Here is a 25,187-nt window from a genome sequence, read left to right as displayed (position 1 = left end):
GAGGTTCACAGGCGTTCACAAAGTTTGCACCGCTGTACGCTGAAAAGTTTGTTATAGTGCCTGCCAAATCACCTAAAAGGCCGGGAAAATGGGCGTCAGAGCGCTACAAAAAGAACGTACACGACGTTCACTGATTGAAGCTGCCTTCAGTCAGTTAAGTGCAGAAAGGAGTTTTGCCAGCCTGAGTTTGCGCGAAGTTGCACGCGAAGCGGGGATTGCGCCGACCTCATTTTATCGTCACTTCCGCGATGTCGACGAGCTGGGCTTGACCATGGTGGATGAAAGCGGCTTGATGCTGCGCCAGTTAATGCGTCAGGCGCGCCAGCGTATTGCCAAGGGCGGCAGCATCATTAAAACCTCGGTGGCAACTTTTATGGAGTTCATCGGGAACAATCCCAACGCTTTTCGGCTCTTACTACGCGAGCGCTCCGGAACCTCGGCAGCATTTCGTGCCGCCGTTGCCCGTGAGATTCAGCACTTCATCGCCGAACTGGCCGATTACCTTGAGCTGGAAAATCGCATGCCGCGCAGCTTCACCGAAGCGCAGGCCGAAGCAATGGTAACGATTGTGTTTAGCGCGGGTGCCGAAGCGCTGGACGTTGATATTGAGCAGCGCCGCAAGCTGGAGGATCGATTAGTGCTGCAGCTGCGTATGATCGCCAAAGGCGCTTATTACTGGTATCGCCGGGAGCAAGAGCGCCTGGCAGTTACCCTGGAAAAACCCGAAGAGTAATGTGATAAGGATAATGAAATGATTGAGCAAAACCCACGCGATAAAGGAACGCTTTTATTGGCTTTTATCACCGGTTTAGCGATCAACGGCTCCTTTTCGGTGCTGTTCAGCACGTTTGTTCCCTTTTCGATATTCCCGCTGATCGCGCTTGGCCTCGCGGCCTGGTGTCTGCATCAGCGTTATCTCAACCGCAATATGCCAGACGGTATGCCTTCTCTGGCGGCGGCGTTCTTCCTGCTGGGTATTTTGGTTTATAGCGCGCTGGTGCGGGCGGAATATCCGGATATCGGCTCCAACTTCATCCCGACCATTCTGATGGTGGCGCTGGTGTTCTGGATTGGGATGCGTTTCCGCCGTAAAAACCGTAATTAAGGCTTCGACTGCTGTTCGGTGCGCATGAATGCGCACCCTACAAACCGTAGGGTCGCCATTTATGGCGACCGATTCATCAGGCCTTGCGCGTCAGCAGCACGCCGCATTCCATATGATGGGTATACGGGAACTGATCGAACAGCGCCAAACGCGTGACATCATGCGTTTCTCCCAGCACCGCGAGGTTGTCGCACAGCGTTTGCGGGTTGCAGGAGATATAAAGGATGCGCGGATACGCCTGCACCATTTTCACGGTTTCCTCATCCAGCCCGCTGCGCGGCGGATCGACAAAAATGGTTTCGCATTGATAGCTCTTTAGGTCGATGCCTTCTAAACGATTGAAGCTGCGCACGCCCATCATCGCCTGAGTAAACTCTTCGGCGGCCATACGAATAATCTGCACGTTATCAATCTGGTTGGCGGCAATGTTGTATTGCGCGGACGCGACTGACGGCTTGGCAATCTCGGTGGCCAGCACGCGGCGGAAGTTACGCGCCAGCGCCAGCGAGAAGTTGCCGTTACCGCAATAGAGTTCCAGCAGATCGCCACGCGAATCCTGCGTCACGTCCAGCGCCCACTCCAGCATCTGAATATTCATCGCCGCGTTTGGCTGGGTGAAGCTGTTCTCCACCTGACGATAAATCATCTCTTTACCCGCAACTGGCAGGCGCTCATCAACGTAATCGCGATCGAGGCAGATTTTGGTTTTGGTGGCGCGACCAATCAGCTGCACGTCAAAGCCTTCGGCACGCAGGCTGTCGCGCAGGGCGCTGGCGGCGGCGGTCCACTCCTCTTCCAGCTTACGGTGATAGAGCAGCGAGATGACGATCTGGTTGCTCATCGTCGACAGGTAATCGATTTGGAACAGCTTAAAACGCAGCGCGCGGTTGTCGCGGATCGCCGCGATCAGTTTGGGCATCAGCTGGTTGATCAATTCACTGGCCGCCGGGAATTGATCGACGCGGATTCGTTGCTTGGTCTGTTGATCAAAGATGATGTGGTAGAGATCGTCTCCGTCGTGCCAGATGCGGAATTCGGCACGCATCCGATAGTGGCTGACCGGCGAACGGAATACCTCCACGTCGGGCGCAGCAAAGGGCACCATCATCGCCTGTAAGCGGCTGACTTTTTCCGCCAGTTGCGCGTCGTATTGTTCAATCGGGAGCTGTTCGGGTGTCATCTTTAATCCTGGTAATAAGCTGGCTTGCCGGGCGATTGTAGGCATTCAACTGCTGATGTCCAGCCCTGCAGAAAACAAGATGGCTGGAAGTCTGGATTTCCGGCCTTCCTGGCCGTAGACTGCGCCTGCCGGCCTCCTTGAGTTAAAAGGGAATCCAGTGTGAATCTGGAGCTGACGCGCAGCGGTAAAGAATGTCGTGGTGATGGCACTTACAAACACTGTCCAGCCGGATGGGAAGTTTTTCACCATTTATGATTCTCAGCCCGAAGACCTGCCGGTGTGACGTCGCAATACATACGACCATCGCGAGCTATTGGTCGTAGTCGTGCGGCATCCTGCTTCGTCTTTTGGATGCTATAACAATGAAAAAAACACATGCTTCGCTGTTTGCCTTCAGTGCAACGGCGTTGTCTCTCTGGGCGCAATTTGGCTACGCGCAGCAGAATGATGATACGCAAATCGTTACCGCTAACCGCTTCGCACAGCCAGTCTCGTCGGTGCTGGCTTCGACTTCTGTTGTTACCCGCGACGAGATCGATCAGTGGCAATCTAAGAACCTGCTGGAAGTGTTGCGTCGCTTGCCGGGCGTGGATATCGCGCAAAGCGGCGGCATTGGGCAAAGCGCTTCTATGTATGTGCGAGGTTCGGAAGCGCGTCACACGCTGATTCTGGTTGATGGCGTGCCGTTCTCTAAACCGGGTATAACCGGCGTTGCTGACTTTAACCAAATCCCTGTTTCTATTATCCAGCGCGTTGAGTTTATTCGCGGCCCGCGTTCTGCCGTTTACGGCGCTGATGCGATTGGCGGCGTGGTGAATGTCATTACGCAAAACCCGAATAATCAAAACTCGCTGACGGCTGGCTTTGGTTCGAAGGGGTATCAGGAATACAGCGGCGGCATCAATCAAAATGTCACGGACCAGACGCGCGTAACGGTGGCGGGTTCTTATCAGGCCACCAATGGCTACAACGTTCAGCCGGGCTCAACATCGCCAACCGATCGCGATCGTGATGGCTGGCGCAATAAGGCGTTCTGGGCCGGCGTTGATCACAAGTTTAATGATGCGTTCTCTGGCTTCTTCCGTGGTTACGGTTACGCCGCTAACTCAGATTACGATGCGGGTTACGTCGGTGGTCAGGATGAGCAACAGATCTACAATCACTCGTTCGATACCGGTCTGCGCTTTAATAAAGAGGATTACTCCTCGCAGCTGACCGCCAGCTATCAAAAGTACAAAATCTACAACTACGTTGGGTCTGACGGCCGCTATGCGGATTCCAATAGTCTGGATGACATGGAGCAGCGCAACCTGCAATGGGGCAACACCTTTGCGGTGGGACATGGCATGGTCAGCGCGGGTCTGGATTGGCAGCAGCAGAAACTGAGCTCGGTTGGACAACTCTATTCTGGCGCACCGCGTGATGAAGATGGCTACAAGCAAGACAACACAGGTGCTTACCTGACGGCTCAGCAGCAGTTTGGCAATGTCACCCTCGAAGGTTCGGCGCGTGGCGATGATAATGAAGACTTTGGCCGTCATGGCACCTGGCAAACGGCTGCGGGTTGGGAGTTTGTGCCGGGCTACAAGGCTTCACTCTCTTACGGTACGGGTTTCCAGGCGCCGACATTAGGTCAGCTTTATGGCCTGAAGCGTTTTGGTATCAGCTCTAATCCCGATCTCAATCCTGAAAAATCAAAACAGTGGGAAGCTGCGCTGGAAGGTTTAACCGGGCCGGTCAATTGGCGTGTTGCGGCGTATCATAATAAAGTCAGCGATCTCATTACTTACGCTTCTGATCCTGTGACTTTTGAGGGCGGCTATTACAATGAAAAAGCCGTTACGATGAAAGGTATTGAAGCCACCGCTGATTTTGATACCAGCTTCCTTCATCACCAGATCACTTTGGGTTATCTGGATGCTCGTCGTGATTCAGATGGTGAAACGCTGGCGCGTCGCGCGCGTGAGCAGGCCAAATATCAGCTGGGTATGACGGTGTATGACTTTGATATCGATGTCATCTACCAATACTTTGGTAAGCGCTACGATAACAACACCAGCGAATATGCCAGCGAGCAACGTCGTTTACCGAGTTACAGCACGGTAGATCTCGCTGTCTCGTATCCGGTCACATCACAGCTCACCGTTCGTGGTAGAATTGCCAACCTGTTCGATAAAGATTATGAGACAGCGTATGGCTATCCAACTCCAGGAACGGAGTATTACCTCAGCGCCAGCTACAGCTTCTGATCTGCGTCCCACCGTGCTGGTGTTTGACTCCGGCGTGGGTGGGCTGTCTGTTTATGATGAGGTCCGGCATCTACTGCCGGATCTTCACTATCTCTACGCCTTCGATAATGAAGGTTTCCCGTACGGCGAAAAATCTGAAGACTTTATTGTCGAGCGTGTAGTGGCGGTGGTGACGGCTATCACTCAGCGTTTTCCGCTTGCGCTGGTGATTATCGCCTGTAACTCGGCCAGTACCATCTCTTTGCCGGCTCTGCGTGAGCGCTTCGAATTCCCGGTTGTGGGTGTGGTGCCTGCGATTAAACCTGCTGCGCGTCTGACGCGTAACGGCGTGGTGGGATTGCTGGCCACGCGTGGCACGGTGAAACGTCCTTATACCCATGAGTTGGTGGCGCAATTTGCCCGAGACTGCAAAATCGAAATGCTCGGTTCTGCTGAGCTGGTGGAACTGGCGGAAGCCAAGCTGCATGGCGAAGATGTTGAGCTGGCCGATGTGCGCCGCGCCGTGCAACCCTGGCTACGTATGAAAGAACCGCCCGATACCGTGGTTCTCGGCTGTACGCATTTCCCTTTATTACGTGATGAGCTGCAATTGGTACTGCCGGAAGGGACAAGGTTGGTGGATTCGGGCGCTGCTATCGCGCGTCGTACCGTTTGGTTATTAGAGCATGAAGCACCGCAGGCGGTTTCGTCCGGGCAGAATTTAGCGTTCTGTACGCGTATGGATGATGAAGTGACGAAATTGTCACCGATTTTGCAGCGTTATGGCTTCCCGTTGCTGGAAAAATTAGCAGTTTAGTGGCGTTTCGACGAAAAAATCAGCACTCGGAAATTAATTTGAAATTAGCACTTGTCAGCCCTGAAGAAATCCCTATACTGCGCCTCCACTGACACGGAACAACGGCTTACGAAGCGATGTGTTCAGGAGGTGGCCTTCAAGGCAACCTTCAGAAAAGCAAAAATAAATGCTTGACTGAGAATGCGGAAAGCGTAATATACGCATCCCGCGCCGCTAGAGAAATCGCGGCATGCTCTTTAACAATTTATCAGACAATCTGTGTGGGCACTCGCAGGATTGATATCAGCGTCTCCGGACGTAAAAAATATCAAAGCCTCACGAGTGAACACATAATGAAATTCATTATGACGTTTTACAGATGAGCATCGCTGAACGTGTTTCAGCAAATCAAACTTAAATTGAAGAGTTTGATCATGGCTCAGATTGAACGCTGGCGGCAGGCCTAACACATGCAAGTCGAACGGTAGCACAGAGAGCTTGCTCTCGGGTGACGAGTGGCGGACGGGTGAGTAATGTCTGGGAAACTGCCCGATGGAGGGGGATAACTACTGGAAACGGTAGCTAATACCGCATAACGTCGCAAGACCAAAGTGGGGGACCTTCGGGCCTCACACCATCGGATGTGCCCAGATGGGATTAGCTAGTAGGTGGGGTAATGGCTCACCTAGGCGACGATCCCTAGCTGGTCTGAGAGGATGACCAGCCACACTGGAACTGAGACACGGTCCAGACTCCTACGGGAGGCAGCAGTGGGGAATATTGCACAATGGGCGCAAGCCTGATGCAGCCATGCCGCGTGTATGAAGAAGGCCTTCGGGTTGTAAAGTACTTTCAGCGGGGAGGAAGGCGGTGGAGTTAATAACTTCACCGATTGACGTTACCCGCAGAAGAAGCACCGGCTAACTCCGTGCCAGCAGCCGCGGTAATACGGAGGGTGCAAGCGTTAATCGGAATTACTGGGCGTAAAGCGCACGCAGGCGGTCTGTCAAGTCGGATGTGAAATCCCCGGGCTTAACCTGGGAACTGCATTCGAAACTGGCAGGCTAGAGTCTTGTAGAGGGGGGTAGAATTCCAGGTGTAGCGGTGAAATGCGTAGAGATCTGGAGGAATACCGGTGGCGAAGGCGGCCCCCTGGACAAAGACTGACGCTCAGGTGCGAAAGCGTGGGGAGCAAACAGGATTAGATACCCTGGTAGTCCACGCCGTAAACGATGTCGACTTGGAGGTTGTTCCCTTGAGGAGTGGCTTCCGGAGCTAACGCGTTAAGTCGACCGCCTGGGGAGTACGGCCGCAAGGTTAAAACTCAAATGAATTGACGGGGGCCCGCACAAGCGGTGGAGCATGTGGTTTAATTCGATGCAACGCGAAGAACCTTACCTACTCTTGACATCCAGAGAACTTAGCAGAGATGCTTTGGTGCCTTCGGGAACTCTGAGACAGGTGCTGCATGGCTGTCGTCAGCTCGTGTTGTGAAATGTTGGGTTAAGTCCCGCAACGAGCGCAACCCTTATCCTTTGTTGCCAGCGGTTCGGCCGGGAACTCAAAGGAGACTGCCAGTGATAAACTGGAGGAAGGTGGGGATGACGTCAAGTCATCATGGCCCTTACGAGTAGGGCTACACACGTGCTACAATGGCGCATACAAAGAGAAGCGACCTCGCGAGAGCAAGCGGACCTCATAAAGTGCGTCGTAGTCCGGATCGGAGTCTGCAACTCGACTCCGTGAAGTCGGAATCGCTAGTAATCGTAGATCAGAATGCTACGGTGAATACGTTCCCGGGCCTTGTACACACCGCCCGTCACACCATGGGAGTGGGTTGCAAAAGAAGTAGGTAGCTTAACCTTCGGGAGGGCGCTTACCACTTTGTGATTCATGACTGGGGTGAAGTCGTAACAAGGTAACCGTAGGGGAACCTGCGGTTGGATCACCTCCTTACCTGAAGATACCTTCCCGCGTAGTGCTCACACAGATTGTCTGATGAAATTAAAGAAGAGCGTAAAACGCCTGCAGGCTTGTAGCTCAGGTGGTTAGAGCGCACCCCTGATAAGGGTGAGGTCGGTGGTTCAAGTCCACTCAGGCCTACCAAATTCTTCCAGTTTCCACGTTGTGCCGATAGCTCGCATACTTGAGTATGCTTCGTATCGACACGCCTCGAACCTGAAAGAATTCTCCTGGTAAGCACGCGTTTTGCAAAACTCTATGGGGCTATAGCTCAGCTGGGAGAGCGCCTGCCTTGCACGCAGGAGGTCAGCGGTTCGATCCCGCTTAGCTCCACCATCAACGACCCCACGTTGATAACTAACTTCAGAATGTATCCTCGGGTACATTGCGAAGTTATTGCTCTTTAACAATCCGGAACAAGCTGAAAATTGAAACGACGTGTTGGTTCATTTCTCCGTAATAAGAAATGAATAACAACATGTTCGAGTCTCTCAAATGCTTGCAGTCTGCAGCGTTGCAAAACGCCTGTGGGTTGTGAGGTTAAGCGACTAAGCGTACACGGTGGATGCCCTGGCAGTCAGAGGCGATGAAGGACGTGCTAATCTGCGTAAAGCGTCGGTAAGGTGATATGAACCGCTACAGCCGACGATGTCCGAATGGGGAAACCCGGTGCACTCAGTGCATCATCGCAACATGAATACATAGTGTTGCGAGGCGAACCTGGGGAACTGAAACATCTAAGTACCCAGAGGAAAAGAAATCAACCGAGATTCCCCCAGTAGCGGCGAGCGAACGGGGAACAGCCCAGAACCTGAATCAGTTTGTGCGTTAGTGGAAGCGTCTGGAAAGTCGCGCGATACCGGGTGATAGCCCCGTACACGAAAGTGCACATACTGTGAGTTCGAAGAGTAGGGCGGGACACGTGGTATCCTGTCTGAATATGGGGGGACCATCCTCCAAGGCTAAATACTCCTGACTGACCGATAGTGAACCAGTACCGTGAGGGAAAGGCGAAAAGAACCCCGGCGAGGGGAGTGAAACAGAACCTGAAACCGTGTACGTACAAGCAGTGGGAGCCTTGATTTATCAGGGTGACTGCGTACCTTTTGTATAATGGGTCAGCGACTTATATTCTGTAGCAAGGTTAACCGTATAGGGGAGCCGCAGGGAAACCGAGTCTTAACTGGGCGTTAAGTTGCAGGGTATAGACCCGAAACCCGGTGATCTAGCCATGGGCAGGTTGAAGGTTGGGTAACACTAACTGGAGGACCGAACCGACTAATGTTGAAAAATTAGCGGATGACTTGTGGCTGGGGGTGAAAGGCCAATCAAACCGGGAGATAGCTGGTTCTCCCCGAAAGCTATTTAGGTAGCGCCTCGTGAACTCATCTTCGGGGGTAGAGCACTGTTTCGGCTAGGGGGCCATCCCGGCTTACCAACCCGATGCAAACTGCGAATACCGAAGAATGTTATCACGGGAGACACACGGCGGGTGCTAACGTCCGTCGTGAAGAGGGAAACAACCCAGACCGCCAGCTAAGGTCCCAAAGTCATGGTTAAGTGGGAAACGATGTGGGAAGGCACAGACAGCCAGGATGTTGGCTTAGAAGCAGCCATCATTTAAAGAAAGCGTAATAGCTCACTGGTCGAGTCGGCCTGCGCGGAAGATGTAACGGGGCTAAACCATGCACCGAAGCTGCGGCAGCGACACTATGTGTTGTTGGGTAGGGGAGCGTTCTGTAAGCCGTTGAAGGTGTCCTGTGAGGGGTGCTGGAGGTATCAGAAGTGCGAATGCTGACATAAGTAACGATAAAGCGGGTGAAAAGCCCGCTCGCCGGAAGACCAAGGGTTCCTGTTCAACGTTAATCGGAGCAGGGTGAGTCGACCCCTAAGGCGAGGCTGAAAAGCGTAGTCGATGGGAAGCAGGTTAATATTCCTGCACTTGGTGTTACTGCGAAGGGGGGACGGAGAAGGCTAGGTTATCCGGGCGACGGTTGTCCCGGTTTAAGCGTGTAGGCTGACATCTTTGGTAAATCCGGGGTGTCTTAAGGCTGAGGCGTGATGACGAGCCACTACGGTGGTGAAGTAACTGATGCCCTGCTTCCAGGAAAAGCCTCTAAGCTCCAGGTAACACGAAATCGTACCCCAAACCGACACAGGTGGTCAGGTAGAGAATACCAAGGCGCTTGAGAGAACTCGGGTGAAGGAACTAGGCAAAATGGTGCCGTAACTTCGGGAGAAGGCACGCTGGCGCGTAGGTAGAGGGACTTGCTCCCCGAGCCGAAGCCAGTCGAAGATACCAGCTGGCTGCAACTGTTTATTAAAAACACAGCACTGTGCAAACACGAAAGTGGACGTATACGGTGTGACGCCTGCCCGGTGCCGGAAGGTTAATTGATGGGGTTATCCGCAAGGAGAAGCTCTTGATCGAAGCCCCGGTAAACGGCGGCCGTAACTATAACGGTCCTAAGGTAGCGAAATTCCTTGTCGGGTAAGTTCCGACCTGCACGAATGGCGTAATGATGGCCAGGCTGTCTCCACCCGAGACTCAGTGAAATTGAAATCGCTGTGAAGATGCAGTGTACCCGCGGCAAGACGGAAAGACCCCGTGAACCTTTACTATAGCTTGACACTGAACATTGAGCCTTGATGTGTAGGATAGGTGGGAGGCTTTGAAGCGTGGACGCCAGTCTGCGTGGAGCCAACCTTGAAATACCACCCTTTAATGTTTGATGTTCTAACGTAGGCCCGTGATCCGGGCTGCGGACAGTGTCTGGTGGGTAGTTTGACTGGGGCGGTCTCCTCCCAAAGAGTAACGGAGGAGCACGAAGGTTGGCTAATCCTGGTCGGACATCAGGAGGTTAGTGCAATGGCATAAGCCAGCTTGACTGCGAGAGTGACGGCTCGAGCAGGTGCGAAAGCAGGTCATAGTGATCCGGTGGTTCTGAATGGAAGGGCCATCGCTCAACGGATAAAAGGTACTCCGGGGATAACAGGCTGATACCGCCCAAGAGTTCATATCGACGGCGGTGTTTGGCACCTCGATGTCGGCTCATCACATCCTGGGGCTGAAGTAGGTCCCAAGGGTACGGCTGTTCGCCGTTTAAAGTGGTACGCGAGCTGGGTTTAGAACGTCGTGAGACAGTTCGGTCCCTATCTGCCGTGGGCGCTGGAGAATTGAGGGGGGTTGCTCCTAGTACGAGAGGACCGGAGTGAACGCACCACTGGTGTTCGGGTTGTCATGCCAATGGCATTGCCCGGTAGCTAAGTGCGGAAAAGATAAGTGCTGAAAGCATCTAAGCACGAAACTTGCCCCGAGATGAGTTCTCCCTGACTCCTTGAGAGTCCTGAAGGGACGTTGAAGACTACGACGTTGATAGGCCGGATGTGTAAGCGCAGCGATGCGTTGAGCTAACCGGTACTAATGACCCGTGAGGCTTAACCTTACAACGCCAGAGGCGTTTTGGTCTGAGAGACCGATATTTTCAGCTTGTTTTACGGATTAAAGATTTAGCGGAAGCGAATGTTATTCGTTTTTGCAGCAGAATTTGCCTGGCGGCTTTAGCGCGGTGGTCCCACCTGACCCCATGCCGAACTCAGAAGTGAAACGCCGTAGCGCCGATGGTAGTGTGGGGTCTCCCCATGCGAGAGTAGGGAACTGCCAGGCATCAATTTAAGACCCGCTATCGGGTCGTGACCTTCCCAGTGACGCGGGAAGGGCGAAACACCTGAAATCAGAACGATTGTCTGATATCAGTACAGAATCGGTGGAGCGGTAGTTCAGTTGGTTAGAATACCTGCCTGTCACGCAGGGGGTCGCGGGTTCGAGCCCCGTCCGTTCCGCCACCCTAATTAGGGGCGTAGTTCAATTGGTAGAGCACCGGTCTCCAAAACCGGGTGTTGGGGGTTCGAGTCCCTCCGCCCCTGCCAGAAAATAATCCTTTGCTTCGGCAAAGGATTTTTTTTGTCCAAAATTCGGCAGTGAAATGAGTTTGAGTTTCACTGTGATCCACTCAAACTCCCTCGTTTATTATCTTATTGTGTCAAAACCGGATATTTAAGCAGCTGACGAATGTGACTTTGCTGATCGCTATTCTGCAGCCACACCGCATATAACGGTCGCACGGCGACGGGTGTATCTGGAATAACCATCAAATCACTATAAATGCCGTGCCAAAAATCAGGTAAAAATGCACATGCACCGGTGGTATGCAGTAATTCGCGCGTTAAATGTGCCGATGTCGTGGTTAATACGGGGACATCATCACTGGACAGATAACTTTCATGCTGATGAAAATCTGCGCCCCATTCCAGCTTGATATAGTCATATTTTTCACGCTTCTCAGTTTTGCGCGCCCGGAATAATGCGAGAGAAATATGACCTATTTGCTGGCTGGTTAACTCATCCATTTTTGGTGCTTCGGTAGTGATCAACAGGTCCAACTGACGTTCATGCAACTGCTTAACCAGCAAGTGTCGCTGGGCGATGCGCGCCTCAAGATGGAGGCTTTCGCGATTCTCATAAAGTGTTTGCAACCAAGGAGTTAAATACGCTTCCCAAAGGGATGCGCTACCTCCTATCGAAAGCTCATGATGCTGCTGTGTATGTGAAACTTCCTTTTTGGCCATCAGCCAGGTACTCATCAAGCTTTCGGCATAGGGCAATAAACGCTCGCCCGCTGAAGTCAGCCGGATGTTATTACGGTGACGAGTAAAAAGATTTACGCCCAGCTGGTTTTCCAGCTGACGGATGCGAAAACTAACGGCAGATTGCGTGAGGTAAAGCGCTTCAGCAGCACGCCCGAAATGGCGTGTTCTGCTCACTTCGAGGAAAGTTTTCAGTAATTCCGTATCCACTGCATTCTCCCAAAAATTGTTTGTCGTACTGATTTAAATGTTTTGTTTTACACTCTGTCAAGCCTATCTAATACTCCGCGCCATAAATAGCACGGCCATATGAGAGTCAGGAGCGTGTAAAATGGCGGATAGCTTCGCAACAACGAATCGTTTCTTTGATAACAAACATTACCCACGTGGTTTTTCGCGTCATGGTGATTTCACCATTAAAGAAGCTCAGCTTCTGGAGCGCCACGGTTACGCCTTTAATGAACTGGATCTCGCTAAGCGTGAACCCATTACAGAAGAAGAGCGTTCATTTTTAGAAGTATGTCGTGGTCTTCGTGAGCCGCAAACGGAAGCTGAACGTGTATGGTCGAAATATACCGCACGTATCAAACGACCTAAGCGTTTCCACACGCTATCTGGCGGCAAGCCGCAGATGGACACGGTGGAAGATTTTAGCGATAGCGATGACTAAGAATAGCGGGGCTTATATAAGCCCCGTTTTTTATTCCAGAGTTTTGTGCAGATAGATCATTAAGCGGTCGATGCTGCGATATCCCACTGCTTCCTGCAAATGACTCCGCGTAATCAGCTCTTCACCTGCTAAATCAGCGATTGTCCTCGCCACCTTTAAAATCCGCTGCCAGGCGCGTACCGAAAGCCCCAACGAATTCAACACCTCTTCCAGCCATTCAGCATCCTGCTGCTTCAATGGACACCAACGTAAAATCTCCGGGTTTGAGAGATGAGCATTCACTTTTCCGCTGCGGGTTGTTTGAATCTGTCGCGCGGCAAGGACGCGAGTTAAAACTTCAGCGCTGCTTTCGCTGACTTGTTGTTTCTTACTCAGCGATCCGCTCGGAAGAAGTGGAACTTCTAAAGATAAATCAAAGCGATCGAGAAAAGGTCCTGATAGGCGATTGAGATAGCGCAACACTTGCTGAGGTGATGAGCGATTATGATTGCCCTGATAATGCCCGGTCGGGCTAGGATTCATTGCACCGATCAATTGAAAGCGCGCGGGATAAGTCACTTTAGCGCGTGTGCGTGAAATGGCGATTTCCCCGGATTCGATCGGCTCGCGCAATGCATCCAGCGTTCTGCGCTCAAACTCTGGCAGCTCATCGAGAAATAACACACCGTTGTGTGCCAAAGATATTTCCCCCGGTCGTGGCAATGAACCACCACCAACCAGCGCATAGAGTGATGCACTGTGATGAGGCGCTCTGAACGGCCGTTTGCGCCACTGATGATGGAGATTGCCGCTGCTTACCAGACTGGCAATAGCGGCGCACTCCAGCGCTTCCTGGTCGTCTAACGGCGGCATGATACCGGGCAGACGCGTCGCCAACATGGTCTTGCCCGTGCCCGGCGGTCCAATCAGTAACAGGTTATGCCCGCCAGCTGCGGTTATCTCCAGTGCACGCCGGCCCTGATCCTGACCAATGATATCGCTGAGGTCCTGCTTTTCCTGTTCAAGCGTTTCAGGGTGATAATGCGCAACGGTGAGGGTAGTTTTGTTATGTAGAAACGCACAGATTTCTACCAGATGTTTGCCAACCAGCGTCTCGCCTTGTTGAATCAACCCGACATCCTGTTGATTCTGTTCAGCTAACACCATTTGTCTGCCCGCATGCAGCGCCGCCATCGCCGCCGGAATAGCGGCCTGAACGCCACAGAGCGCGCCGTTAAGCGCTAACTCCCCCAGGAATTCATATTGCCCTAGTTTTGCGTCTGGCAGCTGCTCAGAGGCTGCCAGAATGGCGATAGCGATGGGAAGATCATAGCGTCCGCCTTCTTTAGGCAGATCAGCAGGTGCCAGATTGATGGTGACGCGTTTCGCCGGGAAGGTGAATCCGCTATTAATAATTGCGCTACGCACCCGTTCCCGCGCTTCTTTTACGGTGGTTTCAGGCAGTCCAACCAGCGTCAGGGCCGGCAAGCCGTTGCTGATGTGTACTTCCACCGTCACCAGCGGAGCCTGAACACCTAGCGCAGCTCGTGTTAATACTTTGGATAAAGACATAACCGCTCCTTGTTGTCTTTATCTTGAGAGCAGCCAGGTGGATGAACAATGGCTAACTGCTCAACATCAGAACCAGATTCCTGACATTCGCTGAGAATTGCAGCGGTTTCACTAAAAATCAGAGCCTGTTCGTAAACCGCAAATGAAGATTACGAAGCGGGCGTTATGAATTTTTATCACAAATGTAAATAACCTTTTACTTACAATGTGATAACGCACAACCGCCAGCGCCGTCATAAAAATTCCCAATGAAAATTATTGTCAATGACGTGCTAACTATGATAACTCTGTAGGTATTACTTCGAACAATCGAAAAAACAAACAACACATGAAAGCCCTTCTACAAGTGATTAGCCTAGTCGTGATTAGCGTGGTGGTGATTATTATTCCACCGTGCGGGGCATCGCTTGGAGAAAGAAAGGCTTAAAAATCAAGTCTGGAATTCCAAAAACCCCCGCACCGAAAGGTTCGGGGGTTTTTTTTTAACCAGCCTAAATATCAGCAAATTAGCGAGGAACAGATTATGAGCAGTAGCATAAAATTCTGTTGTTCCCCTAGGAATACAGGAGAATAACCATGACAGGTGCACAGTGGGTAGTTCAGGCTTTACGCGCGCAGGGTGTCGATACAGTGTTTGGCTATCCTGGCGGCGCAATCATGCCAGTGTACGATGCGCTCTACGATGGCGGCGTGGAACACCTACTGTGCCGTCATGAGCAGGGTGCGGTGATGGCGGCCATCGGTTATGCCCGCGCAACCGGCAAGACTGGCGTCTGTATCGCCACTTCGGGTCCGGGCGCCACCAATCTGATCACCGGTCTGGCGGATGCGATGATGGATTCGATCCCGGTTGTAGCGATCACTGGCCAGGTCTCATCGGCCTTTATCGGTACCGACGCCTTCCAGGAAATTGACGTTCTCGGTTTATCCTTAGCCTGCACCAAACACAGTTTCCTCGTTGAATCGCTTGATGATTTACCTTCAGTGATGGCAGAAGCTTTTGCCATCGCGCAATCTGGTCGTCCCGGCCCGGTTCTGGTTGATATCCCAAAAGACATTCAGATCGCCAACGGCGAACTGACGCCACATCTGCTGCCGGTTGAGGAACAAGTCAGCCACTCAGCGCAGCATATTGCGGAGGCGCGCGCATTGATGGCGCAGTCGCATAAGCCGATGCTGTATATCGGTGGCGGCGTTGGTATGGCGCAGGCGGTTCCTGCCTTACGTGCCATGGCGAAGGAAACCGGCATCCCGATGGTTTCCACCCTGAAAGGGCTCGGCAGCGCGGATGCCGGCAGCGATCTCTATCTCGGCATGCTGGGCATGCATGGCACCAAAGCCGCTAACCTCGCAGTACAATCCTGTGATTTGCTGATTGCCGTCGGCGCACGCTTTGACGACCGCGTTACTGGCAAGTTGGATACCTTCGCACCGCACGCTAGTGTCATCCATATCGATATCGATCCTGCCGAGCTGAACAAACTGCGCCGCGCGCACGTTTCACTGCAGGGCGATATGAATCAGGTGCTGCCCGCACTTAGCATGCCGATGCATATTGATGGCTGGCGCAAAGAAGTCAGCGCGATGAAAAGCGAGTTTGACTGGCGTTACGATCACCCAGGCGAAGCAATCTACGCGCCGTTGTTGCTGAAGCAGTTGTCCGATCGTAAAGCGGATAGCGCAGTGGTCACCACCGACGTCGGCCAGCACCAGATGTGGGCCGCACAGCACATGAGTTTCACCGCGCCAGAAAACTTCATCACCTCCAGCGGCCTCGGCACCATGGGCTTTGGCTTGCCGGCTGCAATTGGTGCGCAGGTTGCACGTCCAGAAGATACGGTTATCTGCGTATCTGGTGACGGTTCCATCATGATGAACATTCAGGAGCTGGGCACTATCAAGCGCGGCAAATTGCCGGTGAAGATTCTGCTGCTGGATAACCAGCGTCTCGGCATGGTGCGCCAGTGGCAGCAACTGTTCTTTGATGGTCGCTACAGCGAAACCATCCTGACCGATAACCCCGATTTCCTCACGCTGGCCAGCGCCTTTGATATTCCAGGCCAGCGCATTAGCCGTAAAGATCAGGTCGACGCCGCCCTCGATGCTCTGCTGAACAGTGAAGGTCCTTACTTCCTGCATGTTTCGATAGATGAGCATGAAAACGTCTGGCCATTGGTACCGCCGGGTGCCAGCAACGCAAACATGATGGAGAAAACCGCATGAATCAGCATCAATTGTCTATCGAAGCCCGCTTTCGTCCTGAAATATTGGAGCGCATTTTGCGTGTCGTGCGTCACCGTGGTTTCCAGGTGTGTGCGATGAATATGGCCTCTGCGGTCAATGCCGAGAACATTAATATCGAAATGACCGTTGCCAGCCAACGCTCAGTCGATTTACTGTCTTCGCAGTTAAGCAAACTTATGGATGTCGCTTGCGTCGAGATCCAACAACAGACAACACAACAAATCCGCGCATAGTCGCCAAAGGAAAAAGCAATGAGTACGAAGAAAGCAGACTTTATTTGGTTCAATGGTGAGATGGTTAAGTGGGAAGACGCCAAGGTCAGCGTTATGTCCCACGCACTGCACTACGGTACTTCTGTGTTTGAAGGCGTGCGTTGCTACGACTCACACAAAGGTCCAGTAGTGTTCCGCCACCGTGAGCACATGAAGCGTCTGCATGAATCCGCCAAAATTTACCGTTTCCCGATTAAAGCCAGCGTTGATGAGTTGATGGAAGCGTGCCGCGAAGTAATCCGCGTGAACAAACTGAAAAGCGCTTATATCCGTCCGCTGGCCTTCGTCGGTGACGTGGGTCTGGGTGTGAACCCGCCAGATGGCTACACCACCGATGTAATCATCGCCGCCTTCCCTTGGGGTGCTTACCTGGGCGCTGAAGCGCTGGAAAACGGCATCGACGCCATGGTTTCTTCGTGGAATCGCGTTGCACCAAACACCTTGCCGACCGCCGCGAAAGCGGGTGGTAACTATCTTTCTTCTCTGCTGGTCGGTAGCGAAGCGCGCCGCCACGGCTATCAGGAAGGTATCGCCCTCGACACCAACGGCTATATTTCAGAAGGTGCTGGCGAAAACTTGTTCGAAGTGAAAGATGGCATTCTGTTCACGCCACCGTTCACCTCTTCAGCGCTGCCAGGCATCACCCGTGACGCCATCATTAAGCTGGCGCAAGACATGGGTATCGAAGTGCGTGAGCAGGTTCTGTCGCGCGAATCTCTGTATCTGGCAGACGAAGTCTTCATGTCAGGTACTGCAGCGGAGATCACTCCGGTGCGTAGCGTCGATGGCATTCAGGTCGGCGAAGGTAAACGTGGTCCGGTCACCGGTCGTATCCAGAAGGCATTCTTTGGCCTGTTCACTGGCGAGACGGAAGACAAGTGGGGCTGGTTGGATCCGGTTAACGCATAACGAGATTTTTTGCGGGCGTCAGATGGCGCCCGCAACCTGATTATTACTGGAGTAAATAGAGCATGCCTAAGTACCGTTCCGCCACCACCACCCATGGACGTAACATGGCCGGTGCCCGTGCCTTGTGGCGCGCGACAGGAATGACCGACGATGATTTCGGTAAACCGATTATCGCCGTGGTCAACTCATTCACCCAATTCGTACCGGGCCACGTGCACCTGCGCGATCTTGGCAAACTGGTTGCTGAGGAAATCGAAGCAGCTGGCGGCGTGGCTAAAGAGTTCAACACCATTGCGGTGGATGACGGTATCGCCATGGGTCATGGCGGCATGCTGTATTCACTGCCTTCACGCGAGCTAATTGCCGATTCAGTGGAGTACATGGTCAACGCGCACTGCGCCGATGCCATGGTCTGTATCTCCAACTGCGACAAAATCACCCCAGGCATGCTGATGGCGTCACTGCGCCTTAACATTCCGGTGATCTTTGTGTCTGGCGGCCCGATGGAAGCCGGTAAAACCAAACTGTCTGATCAAATCATCAAACTGGATCTGGTTGATGCAATGATTCAGGGCGCCAACCCGAACGTCAGCGATGCCGACAGCGACCAGATCGAACGTTCTGCTTGTCCAACCTGCGGTTCCTGTTCCGGTATGTTCACCGCCAACTCGATGAACTGTCTGACCGAAGCGCTGGGCTTGTCGCAGCCAGGTAACGGTTCACTGTTGGCCACGCACGCCGATCGTAAAGAGCTGTTCATCAATGCCGGTAAGCGCATCGTTAGCCTGACCAAACGCTATTACGAGCAGGATGACGTCAACATGCTGCCGCGTAACATCGCCACCAAAGCCGCATTTGAGAATGCGATGACGCTGGATATCGCCATGGGCGGTTCCACCAACACCGTTCTGCACCTGCTGGCAGCGGCGCTGGAAGGCGAAATCGACTTCAACATCTCCGATATCGATCGCTTGTCTCGCAAAGTACCGCAGCTGTGTAAAGTGGCGCCAAGCACGCCGAAATATCACATGGAAGATGTGCACCGTGCGGGTGGCGTTATCGCCATTCTCGGTGAGTTAGATCGCGCCGGTTTGATCGACACCAGCGCGCGCAACATCTTGCAGCAGAGCATGCGTGAAACCCTGGATCAGTACGACATCATGCTGACCAAAGATCAGGCGGTGAAGGATATGTTCCGCGCCGGTCCTGCTGGTATTCGTACCACCAAGGCGTTCTCGCAGAATTGCCGTTGGGACACGCTGGATGACGATCGTGCCGAAGGTTGTATTCGTACTCGCGAACACGCTTACTCGCAGGATGGCGGCTTAGCCGTGCTTTACGGCAACATTGCGGAAGATGGCTGCATCGTTAAAACCGCGGGCGTAGACAAAGAGATCCTCACCTTCAAAGGCCCGGCCAAAGTGTACGAAAGCCAGGATGATGCGGTTGAAGCGATCCTTGGCGGCAAAGTTGTGGCTGGCGATGTCGTAGTAATTCGCTACGAAGGACCGAAAGGCGGACCGGGCATGCAGGAAATGCTCTATCCGACCACCTATCTGAAATCCATGGGCCTCGGCAAAAGCTGCGCACTGATCACCGATGGTCGCTTCTCTGGCGGTACGTCGGGCTTGTCGATTGGTCACGCCTCTCCGGAAGCGGCGAGCGGCGGCACTATCGCGCTGGTGAAAGATGGCGACATGATTGAAATCGATATCCCGAACCGTGGCATCAAGCTGGCGGTACCGGATAACGAATTGCACGCACGTCGTGAAGAAGAGCAAGCGCGTGGCGATGCGGCTTATACCCCGCACGGCCGTGTGCGTGAAGTCTCCTTTGCCCTGCGCGCCTATGCATCACTGGCGACCAGCGCAGACAAAGGCGCGGTGCGCGATAAGTCTAAGCTGGGAGGCTAACCAATGGCTGAGTCTCAACCGCTCTCCGCAAAGCCAAACGGCGCGGAGTATTTGCGCGCAGTGTTACGTTCACCGGTGTATGAAATTGCCCAAGTGACGCCGCTGCAAAAAATGGAAAAAATTTCATCGCGTCTTGGCAACACCATTCTGGTGAAGCGTGAAGATCGTCAGCCGGTGCACAGCTTCAAGCTGCGCGGGGCTTACGCGATGATTGCCGGGCTGAACGAAGAGCAAAAAGCGCGCGGCGTGGTGACGGCTTCGGCCGGCAACCATGCGCAGGGCGTGGCGCTCTCGGCCAGCACGCTTGGCATCAAATCACTGATTGTGATGCCGTTGGCCACGGCAGACATCAAGGTTGATGCAGTACGCGCATTTGGCGGTGAGGCTTATCTGTTTGGTGCCAACTTCGACGAGGCGAAAGCTAAGGCGATTGAGCTGTCAGAGCAGCAGGGTTACACCTTCGTTCATCCGTTTGACCATCCGGCGGTGATCGCCGGGCAGGGCACGCTGGCGATGGAACTGCTGCAGCAAGATGCGCATCTCGATCGCGTCTTCGTGCCGGTCGGCGGCGGCGGTCTGGCGGCGGGCGTTGCGGTGCTGATCAAGCAGCTTATGCCGCAGATCAAAGTGATTGCCGTGGAGTCGGAAGATTCGGCCTGTCTGAAGGCGGCGCTCGATGCGGGTGAGCCGGTTGATTTGCCGCGCGTGGGTTTGTTTGCTGAAGGCGTGGCGGTCAAACGCATCGGCAGCGAAACCTTCCGCCTGTGTCAGGAGTATCTCGATGACATCATCACCGTGGATAGCGATGCGATTTGCGCAGCGGTGAAAGATCTGTTCGAAGATGTGCGCGCCGTGGCGGAACCTTCTGGTGCGCTGGCGCTGGCGGGGATGAAGAAGTACATCCAGCTGCACGACATCAAAGGCGAGCGCCTGGCGCACGTGTTGTCGGGTGCCAACGTGAACTTCCACGGCTTGCGCTATGTCTCCGAGCGTTGCGAACTGGGCGAACAGCGTGAAGCGCTGCTGGCGGTCACCATTCCAGAGCAGCAGGGCAGTTTCCTCAAGTTCTGTCAGACCATCGGCGGACGCTCTATCACCGAGTTCAACTATCGCTACGCGGATGCGGATAACGCCTGCATTTTCGTCGGTGTGCGCTTAACGCGCGGGCTGGAGGAACGCAGTGAGATCATCAGCCAACTGAGCGAAGCCGGTTATAACGTGGTGGATCTGTCGGATGATGAAATGGCCAAGCTGCACGTGCGCTACATGGTGGGCGGACGTCCATCGAAGCCGCTGCGCGAACGCCTGTTTAGCTTTGAATTCCCGGAAGCACCGGGCGCGCTGCTGAAGTTCCTGCAGACGCTTGGCGCGCACTGGAATATCTCGCTGTTCCATTATCGCAGCCACGGCACCGATTACGGCCGCGTGCTGGCAGCCTTTGAAGCCAACGATCAGGAACCGGATTTCGAAACCCATCTCACCGCGTTGGGTTACGAATGGCATGACGAAGCGAACAACCCGGCGTTCCGTTTCTTCCTCGCCGGGCAGTAATTACAGCTGGTGCCAGAACGCATTGATAAGCGGCTCTCCGAGCCGCTTTTTTTGTACGCAAACGCCGAGTTCCAGCGGCGCAACAGACTCCACATTCTCTAGCGTTAGTACGCGATTGCGCACCGGTTCCGGGCTGTTCTCCAGCACCACATCCGGTAACAGCGCAATACCGCATCCCAGCGCCACCATCGACACAATCGCTTCATGACCAGAAACCGTGGCATAAATCTGCGGATTGGGAATGCGCTGGCGGCGGAACCATAAATCGATACCACGGCGCGCAGGTCCTTGTTCCGGCAGGATAAACGGAATTTGCGCCCAATCGGGTTGCTCCTGCGTTGCCTGATTGCGTACTGGACAAGGCAGCGCCGGGGCGATCAGCACCAGCGGAATCAGGCCCAGTGGCGTAAAATCTATGCTGGCGGGCAGCGATTCTGGACGACCGGCAATGGCGAGATCGGCATCACCGGATTGCACCATCTCAATCGCATCGGCGGCATCACCGGTAGTAAGTTTGATCTCTACCTGCGGATGTTCGGCGCGAAAGCGGTCAAGAATCGGTGGCAGATGGCTGTAAGCGGCGGTCACCGAGCAAAACAGGCGCAGCTCGCCGCTCAGTGAAGGGCCGTTAAGATCCATCACATGGCGCAACTGCTGATACTGCAGCAACGTCTGCTGCGCAAACTGGCGCAGGCGCTCACCGGCTTCGGTTAGCGTCACGGTGCGGTTATCACGCAGGAACAGCGCGTGACCGACATCCTCTTCCAGGCGCTGAATCTGGCGCGATAGGGTTGAAGGGCTGACGTGCATGGCACGCGCAGTGCGGCCAAAGTGGCAGCTTTCAGCCAGATGAAGGAAGAGTTTCAGGTCTCGTAAATCCATGCGCGTATCGCCTCAAGGTTATGTTGCAAATTTTGCAATGTGACCTTGCTAATATATCAATTTAAGCAACGGATTTCCTGTCATATGATGGGGTCATTCGCGGCGTAAGAGACAACGTCGTTACTGAACAAAAACAAACACAACATCTAACCGGAGTACCCATGGCTAATTACTTCAACACATTGAATCTGCGCAACCAGTTAGCGCAGCTGGGCAAATGTCGTTTCATGTCACGCGACGAATTCGCAGATGGCGCTAGCTTCCTGAAAGGCAAGAAAGTGGTCATCGTTGGTTGTGGTGCTCAGGGTCTGAACCAGGGCCTGAACATGCGTGATTCTGGTCTGGACGTGGCGTATGCCCTGCGTGCTGAAGCGATTGCTGAGAAGCGTGCCTCTTTCCGCAAAGCGACCGATAACGGCTTCAAAGTCGGTACTTACGAAGAGCTGATCCCACAGGCCGATCTGGTAGTAAACCTGACGCCAGACAAGCAGCACTCCGCGGTAGTTCAGGCTGTTCAGCCGCTGATGAAAGATGGCGCTGCGCTGGGTTACTCACACGGTTTCAACATCGTTGAAGTGGGCGAAACCATTCGTAAAGACATCACCGTAGTGATGGTGGCACCGAAGTGCCCGGGTACTGAAGTACGTGAAGAGTACAAGCGTGGTTTCGGTGTTCCTACGCTGATCGCCGTTCACCCGGAAAACGATCCAAAAGGCGAAGGCATGGCGATTGCTAAAGCCTGGGCAGCAGCGACCGGCGGCGACCGCGCGGGCGTGCTGGAATCTTCCTTCGTTGCGGAAGTGAAATCTGACCTGATGGGCGAGCAGACCATTCTGTGCGGTATGCTGCAGGCCGGTTCTCTGCTGTGCTTCGACAAGCTGGTGGCTGAAGGTCACGACGCGGCATACACCGAAAAACTGATTCAGTTCGGCTGGGAAACCATCACCGAATCACTGAAGTTCGGCGGCATCACGCTGATGATGGATCGCCTGTCTAACCCGGCGAAAATCCGTGCTTATGCGCTGTCTGAGCAGCTGAAAACCATCATGGCACCGCTGTTCCAGAAGCACATGGATGACATCATCTCTGGCGAATTCTCTTCAGGCATGATGGCTGACTGGGCTAACGACGACAAAAACCTGCTGACATGGCGTGAAGAGACTGGCGCAACCGCATTCGAAAACGCACCGCAGTTTGATGGCAAAATCGAAGAGCAGGAATATTACGACAAAGGCGTAGTGATGGTTGCAATGGTGAAAGCAGGCGTTGAGCTGGCGTTCGAAACCATGGTTGACGCGGGCATCATCGAAGAGTCGGCTTACTACGAATCACTGCACGAGCTGCCGCTGATTGCCAACACCATCGCACGTAAGCGTCTGTATGAGATGAACGTAGTTATCTCGGATACCGCAGAATACGGTAACTACCTGTTCTCCTTCGCGGCAGTTCCACTGCTGAAAGAGTTCATGACCACGCTGCAGCCGGGCGATCTGGGCAAAGCAGTTGAAGGTACTCAGGTTGATAACGCACAGCTGCGTGACGTCAACGAAGCCGTTCGTCAGCATCCAATCGAATCTGTAGGCCGCAAACTGCGTGGCTACATGACCGATATGAAGCGTATCGCTGTCGCTGGCTAAGCCACGCAAGACACCGTTTTCAGCACAATAAAAACCCCGGCTTGCCGGGGTTTTTTGTTATGTAAGATTGTCGATTACAACGTAGGGTCGCCATTCATGGCGACCTGGTTTAAACCGCACCCAATAAAAAACCCGGCCTAAGCCGGGTTCTCTCAACGCTCAATCAATCACACCGCTTCATACAGCGTCTGATTACGCGTCTCTTTACAGGCAATCAGCGCGATCAACGTCAACACCGCCATCGAAGCCAGATAGAAACCCACCGCCTGCAAACCGTAATTAGCATTAAGCCAGGTGGCGATATAAGGCGCCACAGAGGCCCCAAGAATCGACGACAGGTTGTAGGAGAAGGATGCACCGGTATAACGCACTTCCGTCGGGAACAGTTCTGGCAGCAGAGCGCCCATCGGACCGAACGTCAGGCCCATAATGCTCAGACCAAGGATCAGGAAGCCCATCACCAGCACCTGAGAGCCAGAACCCAGCAGCATTGGGAACATCAATGCAAAGGCGATAATCATCAACGTAATGGTGATCATGGTTTTACGACGACCAAAGCGATCGGCCAGCAGACCGGCAATCGGTACCATCACACCAAAACCAATTACCGCCACCATCAGCATCCACAGGAAGCTGTTACGCGAATAGCCAAGACCTGCCGGCGCGGGCGCGGTGCCGTAACTCATCGAGTACACGGTCATGATGTAGAACAGCGTGTAAGTGGCGAGCATGATGAAAGTGCCGAGAATGGTGGCGGTCAGATGCTTGCTCAGCAGCGTGCCAATCGGCATTTTCACCTGCTTGTTCTCTTTCTGCACTTTGGCGAATACCGGGCTTTCATGCAGCGAAACGCGCACATACAGGCCAATTAACACCAATACCGCAGAGAGAATAAACGGCACGCGCCAGCCCCAGTTCATGAACTGCTCGTCGGTCAGCAACCATGAAAGCAGCAGGAAGGTGCCGTTAGCGAAGAAGAAGCCAATCGGCGCGCCGAGCTGTGGGAATGAGCCATAAAGCGCACGTTTTTTCGCCGGGGCATTTTCGGTCGCCAGCAGTGCTGCGCCGCCCCATTCGCCACCGAGTCCAAGGCCCTGACCAAAACGCGCCAGCGCCAGCAGCAGTGGCGCTGCCACGCCAATGGTTTCATATCCTGGCAGCAAACCAATCAGCACCGTCGAAACGCCCATGGTCAGCAGCGATGCCACCAAGGTTGCTTTACGGCCAACGCGGTCGCCAAAATGTCCAAACACGGCAGAACCGATAGGACGCGCCACGAAGGCGATCGCAAAGGTTGCCAGCGACTGCAGCGTGGCCACGGTCGGATCGCCCTGCGGGAAGAAGATGTGCGGGAAAATAATCACCGCGGCGGTGGCATAGATATAGAAATCGAAGAACTCAATGGCGGTACCGACAAGCGATGCCACAACCACTTTGCCACGTGAATTGACCGGCGCGTCGTCGTGTTTTTTGTCGAGTGTTTCTGTGATGGAGGCTTGCATAAGTGTTTCTTAATTGTAAATGTAGACAGAGAATCTTACGCACCTGGTTTGCGGCATTCAATGGCGAAAAACCGCGTCAGACCGGGCTTTTTCGGCGAATAAGTGGATAATTTCTGAGTTGCTGCAATCAGTGGCGGA

General features: G+C 53.6%; 17 protein-coding genes, 4 tRNA genes, 3 rRNA genes and 1 riboswitch. Of the genes, 19 read left to right on the top strand and 5 right to left on the bottom strand.

Annotation, left to right across the window (positions count from 1 at the left end; all coding sequences use genetic code 11):
* Positions 1-88: 88 nt before the first annotated feature.
* Both fabR and NR302_RS18770 read left to right on the top strand, forming a co-directional pair.
* Positions 89-733 (top strand): HTH-type transcriptional repressor FabR, encoded by a 645-nt coding sequence (gene fabR / locus NR302_RS18775; RefSeq protein ID WP_008109648.1) that lies wholly within the window; start codon positions 89-91, stop codon positions 731-733.
* An 18-nt stretch (positions 734-751) separates the two neighbouring features.
* A complete protein-coding gene (locus tag NR302_RS18770) occupies positions 752-1,105 on the top strand; it encodes a YijD family membrane protein (protein ID WP_008109647.1) in 354 nt (117 codons plus the stop codon).
* Positions 1,106-1,181: 76 nt separating this feature from the next.
* On the opposite strand, the gene trmA is transcribed toward NR302_RS18770, so the two are convergent.
* Complete coding sequence (trmA, locus tag NR302_RS18765) at positions 1,182-2,285, bottom strand: tRNA (uridine(54)-C5)-methyltransferase TrmA (RefSeq protein WP_258144162.1); 1,104 nt, start codon at positions 2,283-2,285, stop codon at positions 1,182-1,184.
* A gap of 112 nt (positions 2,286-2,397) precedes the next feature.
* A riboswitch (cobalamin riboswitch) is annotated at positions 2,398-2,579 on the top strand.
* A 68-nt stretch (positions 2,580-2,647) separates the two neighbouring features.
* Between trmA and btuB the strand changes: the two genes are divergently transcribed.
* The 9 genes from btuB (at position 2,648) to NR302_RS18720 (ending at position 11,201) form a co-directional block, all read left to right on the top strand.
* Positions 2,648-4,534 carry a TonB-dependent vitamin B12 receptor BtuB gene (gene btuB, locus NR302_RS18760; protein ID WP_258144161.1) on the top strand — a complete coding sequence of 629 codons (1,887 nt, stop codon included), beginning with the start codon at positions 2,648-2,650 and terminating at the stop codon, positions 4,532-4,534.
* Complete coding sequence (gene murI / locus NR302_RS18755; RefSeq protein WP_008109644.1) at positions 4,479-5,330, top strand: glutamate racemase; 852 nt, start codon at positions 4,479-4,481, stop codon at positions 5,328-5,330. Before btuB ends, murI begins: the two co-directional genes overlap by 56 nt.
* A gap of 395 nt (positions 5,331-5,725) precedes the next feature.
* A 16S ribosomal RNA gene (locus NR302_RS18750) occupies positions 5,726-7,265 on the top strand.
* Positions 7,266-7,338: 73 nt separating this feature from the next.
* Positions 7,339-7,415, top strand: a tRNA-Ile gene (locus NR302_RS18745).
* A gap of 116 nt (positions 7,416-7,531) precedes the next feature.
* Positions 7,532-7,607, top strand: a tRNA-Ala gene (locus NR302_RS18740).
* A gap of 202 nt (positions 7,608-7,809) precedes the next feature.
* Positions 7,810-10,717, top strand: a 23S ribosomal RNA gene (locus NR302_RS18735).
* 105 nt (positions 10,718-10,822) lie between these two features.
* Positions 10,823-10,938, top strand: a 5S ribosomal RNA gene (gene rrf, locus NR302_RS18730).
* Together the 16S, 23S and 5S rRNA genes with 4 tRNA genes alongside form the textbook arrangement of a ribosomal RNA operon.
* Positions 10,939-11,040: 102 nt before the next feature.
* Positions 11,041-11,117 (top strand) — tRNA-Asp (locus tag NR302_RS18725).
* An 8-nt stretch (positions 11,118-11,125) separates the two neighbouring features.
* A tRNA-Trp gene (locus tag NR302_RS18720) sits at positions 11,126-11,201 on the top strand.
* A 105-nt stretch (positions 11,202-11,306) separates the two neighbouring features.
* Here NR302_RS18720 and hdfR read toward each other — a convergent pair.
* On the bottom strand, positions 11,307-12,128 hold the full coding sequence (gene hdfR / locus NR302_RS18715; RefSeq protein WP_008106614.1) for an HTH-type transcriptional regulator HdfR: 822 nt from the start codon (positions 12,126-12,128) through the stop codon (positions 11,307-11,309).
* A gap of 121 nt (positions 12,129-12,249) precedes the next feature.
* Between hdfR and NR302_RS18710 the strand changes: the two genes are divergently transcribed.
* Positions 12,250-12,588, top strand: a complete 339-nt coding sequence (locus NR302_RS18710) for a DUF413 domain-containing protein (RefSeq protein WP_008106616.1) — start codon at positions 12,250-12,252, stop codon at positions 12,586-12,588.
* Between the two features lie 30 nt (positions 12,589-12,618).
* Here the strand turns inward: NR302_RS18710 and NR302_RS18705 are convergent, their stop codons facing one another.
* Complete coding sequence (locus NR302_RS18705; RefSeq protein ID WP_258144160.1) at positions 12,619-14,139, bottom strand: YifB family Mg chelatase-like AAA ATPase; 1,521 nt, start codon at positions 14,137-14,139, stop codon at positions 12,619-12,621.
* Between the two features lie 328 nt (positions 14,140-14,467).
* Here NR302_RS18705 and ilvL point away from each other — a divergent pair, with 328 nt between their 5' ends.
* From ilvL to ilvA, 6 genes are all read left to right on the top strand, one after another.
* The gene (ilvL, locus tag NR302_RS18700; protein ID WP_071531048.1) at positions 14,468-14,566 is read left to right on the top strand and encodes an ilv operon leader peptide; all 99 of its coding nucleotides are present in this window, start codon (positions 14,468-14,470) and stop codon (positions 14,564-14,566) included.
* A gap of 149 nt (positions 14,567-14,715) precedes the next feature.
* Complete coding sequence (gene ilvG / locus NR302_RS18695) at positions 14,716-16,362, top strand: acetolactate synthase 2 catalytic subunit (RefSeq protein WP_258144159.1); 1,647 nt, start codon at positions 14,716-14,718, stop codon at positions 16,360-16,362.
* On the top strand, positions 16,359-16,616 hold the full coding sequence (gene ilvM, locus NR302_RS18690) for an acetolactate synthase 2 small subunit (RefSeq protein ID WP_008106624.1): 258 nt from the start codon (positions 16,359-16,361) through the stop codon (positions 16,614-16,616). Before ilvG ends, ilvM begins: the two co-directional genes overlap by 4 nt.
* Before the next feature lie 18 nt (positions 16,617-16,634).
* On the top strand, positions 16,635-17,564 hold the full coding sequence (locus tag NR302_RS18685; protein WP_007888821.1) for a branched-chain amino acid transaminase: 930 nt from the start codon (positions 16,635-16,637) through the stop codon (positions 17,562-17,564).
* 62 nt (positions 17,565-17,626) lie between these two features.
* Positions 17,627-19,477 (top strand): dihydroxy-acid dehydratase, encoded by a 1,851-nt coding sequence (gene ilvD / locus NR302_RS18680; RefSeq protein WP_061719837.1) that lies wholly within the window; start codon positions 17,627-17,629, stop codon positions 19,475-19,477.
* Between the two features lie 3 nt (positions 19,478-19,480).
* On the top strand, positions 19,481-21,028 hold the full coding sequence (gene ilvA / locus NR302_RS18675; protein ID WP_179453147.1) for a threonine ammonia-lyase, biosynthetic: 1,548 nt from the start codon (positions 19,481-19,483) through the stop codon (positions 21,026-21,028).
* Here the strand turns inward: ilvA and ilvY are convergent, their stop codons facing one another.
* Positions 21,029-21,910, bottom strand: a complete 882-nt coding sequence (gene ilvY, locus NR302_RS18670) for an HTH-type transcriptional activator IlvY (RefSeq protein ID WP_008106630.1) — start codon at positions 21,908-21,910, stop codon at positions 21,029-21,031. It abuts the gene before it with no gap.
* A gap of 161 nt (positions 21,911-22,071) precedes the next feature.
* Here ilvY and ilvC point away from each other — a divergent pair, with 161 nt between their 5' ends.
* Positions 22,072-23,547 (top strand): ketol-acid reductoisomerase, encoded by a 1,476-nt coding sequence (gene ilvC, locus NR302_RS18665; RefSeq protein WP_008106632.1) that lies wholly within the window; start codon positions 22,072-22,074, stop codon positions 23,545-23,547.
* Positions 23,548-23,714: 167 nt separating this feature from the next.
* Here ilvC and NR302_RS18660 read toward each other — a convergent pair whose 3' ends face one another.
* Entirely contained in the window at positions 23,715-25,049 is a 1,335-nt protein-coding gene (locus NR302_RS18660; RefSeq protein WP_061719834.1) for an MFS transporter, read from the bottom strand.
* Positions 25,050-25,187: the final 138 nt, after the last annotated feature.

The organism is Pantoea sp. SOD02 (assembly GCF_024707505.1).
In the GTDB taxonomy this organism is placed as follows: Bacteria; Pseudomonadota; Gammaproteobacteria; order Enterobacterales; family Enterobacteriaceae; genus Pantoea; species Pantoea symbiotica.
Note: the sequence above shows the minus strand (reverse complement) of the source record. Positions and strands in the feature narration are given on the sequence as shown.

Coding starts and splice junctions, on each gene's coding strand:
- fabR (WP_008109648.1), top strand. CDS start 89: ATGGGCGTCAGAGCGCTACAAAAAGAACGTACACGACGTTCACTGATT.
- NR302_RS18770 (WP_008109647.1), top strand. CDS start 752: ATGATTGAGCAAAACCCACGCGATAAAGGAACGCTTTTATTGGCTTTT.
- trmA (WP_258144162.1), bottom strand. CDS start 2,285: ATGACACCCGAACAGCTCCCGATTGAACAATACGACGCGCAACTGGCG.
- btuB (WP_258144161.1), top strand. CDS start 2,648: ATGAAAAAAACACATGCTTCGCTGTTTGCCTTCAGTGCAACGGCGTTG.
- murI (WP_008109644.1), top strand. CDS start 4,479: ATGGCTATCCAACTCCAGGAACGGAGTATTACCTCAGCGCCAGCTACA.
- NR302_RS18710 (WP_008106616.1), top strand. CDS start 12,250: ATGGCGGATAGCTTCGCAACAACGAATCGTTTCTTTGATAACAAACAT.
- NR302_RS18705 (WP_258144160.1), bottom strand. CDS start 14,139: ATGTCTTTATCCAAAGTATTAACACGAGCTGCGCTAGGTGTTCAGGCT.
- ilvL (WP_071531048.1), top strand. CDS start 14,468: ATGAAAGCCCTTCTACAAGTGATTAGCCTAGTCGTGATTAGCGTGGTG.
- ilvG (WP_258144159.1), top strand. CDS start 14,716: ATGACAGGTGCACAGTGGGTAGTTCAGGCTTTACGCGCGCAGGGTGTC.
- ilvM (WP_008106624.1), top strand. CDS start 16,359: ATGAATCAGCATCAATTGTCTATCGAAGCCCGCTTTCGTCCTGAAATA.
- NR302_RS18685 (WP_007888821.1), top strand. CDS start 16,635: ATGAGTACGAAGAAAGCAGACTTTATTTGGTTCAATGGTGAGATGGTT.
- ilvD (WP_061719837.1), top strand. CDS start 17,627: ATGCCTAAGTACCGTTCCGCCACCACCACCCATGGACGTAACATGGCC.
- ilvA (WP_179453147.1), top strand. CDS start 19,481: ATGGCTGAGTCTCAACCGCTCTCCGCAAAGCCAAACGGCGCGGAGTAT.
- ilvY (WP_008106630.1), bottom strand. CDS start 21,910: ATGGATTTACGAGACCTGAAACTCTTCCTTCATCTGGCTGAAAGCTGC.
- ilvC (WP_008106632.1), top strand. CDS start 22,072: ATGGCTAATTACTTCAACACATTGAATCTGCGCAACCAGTTAGCGCAG.
- NR302_RS18660 (WP_061719834.1), bottom strand. CDS start 25,049: ATGCAAGCCTCCATCACAGAAACACTCGACAAAAAACACGACGACGCG.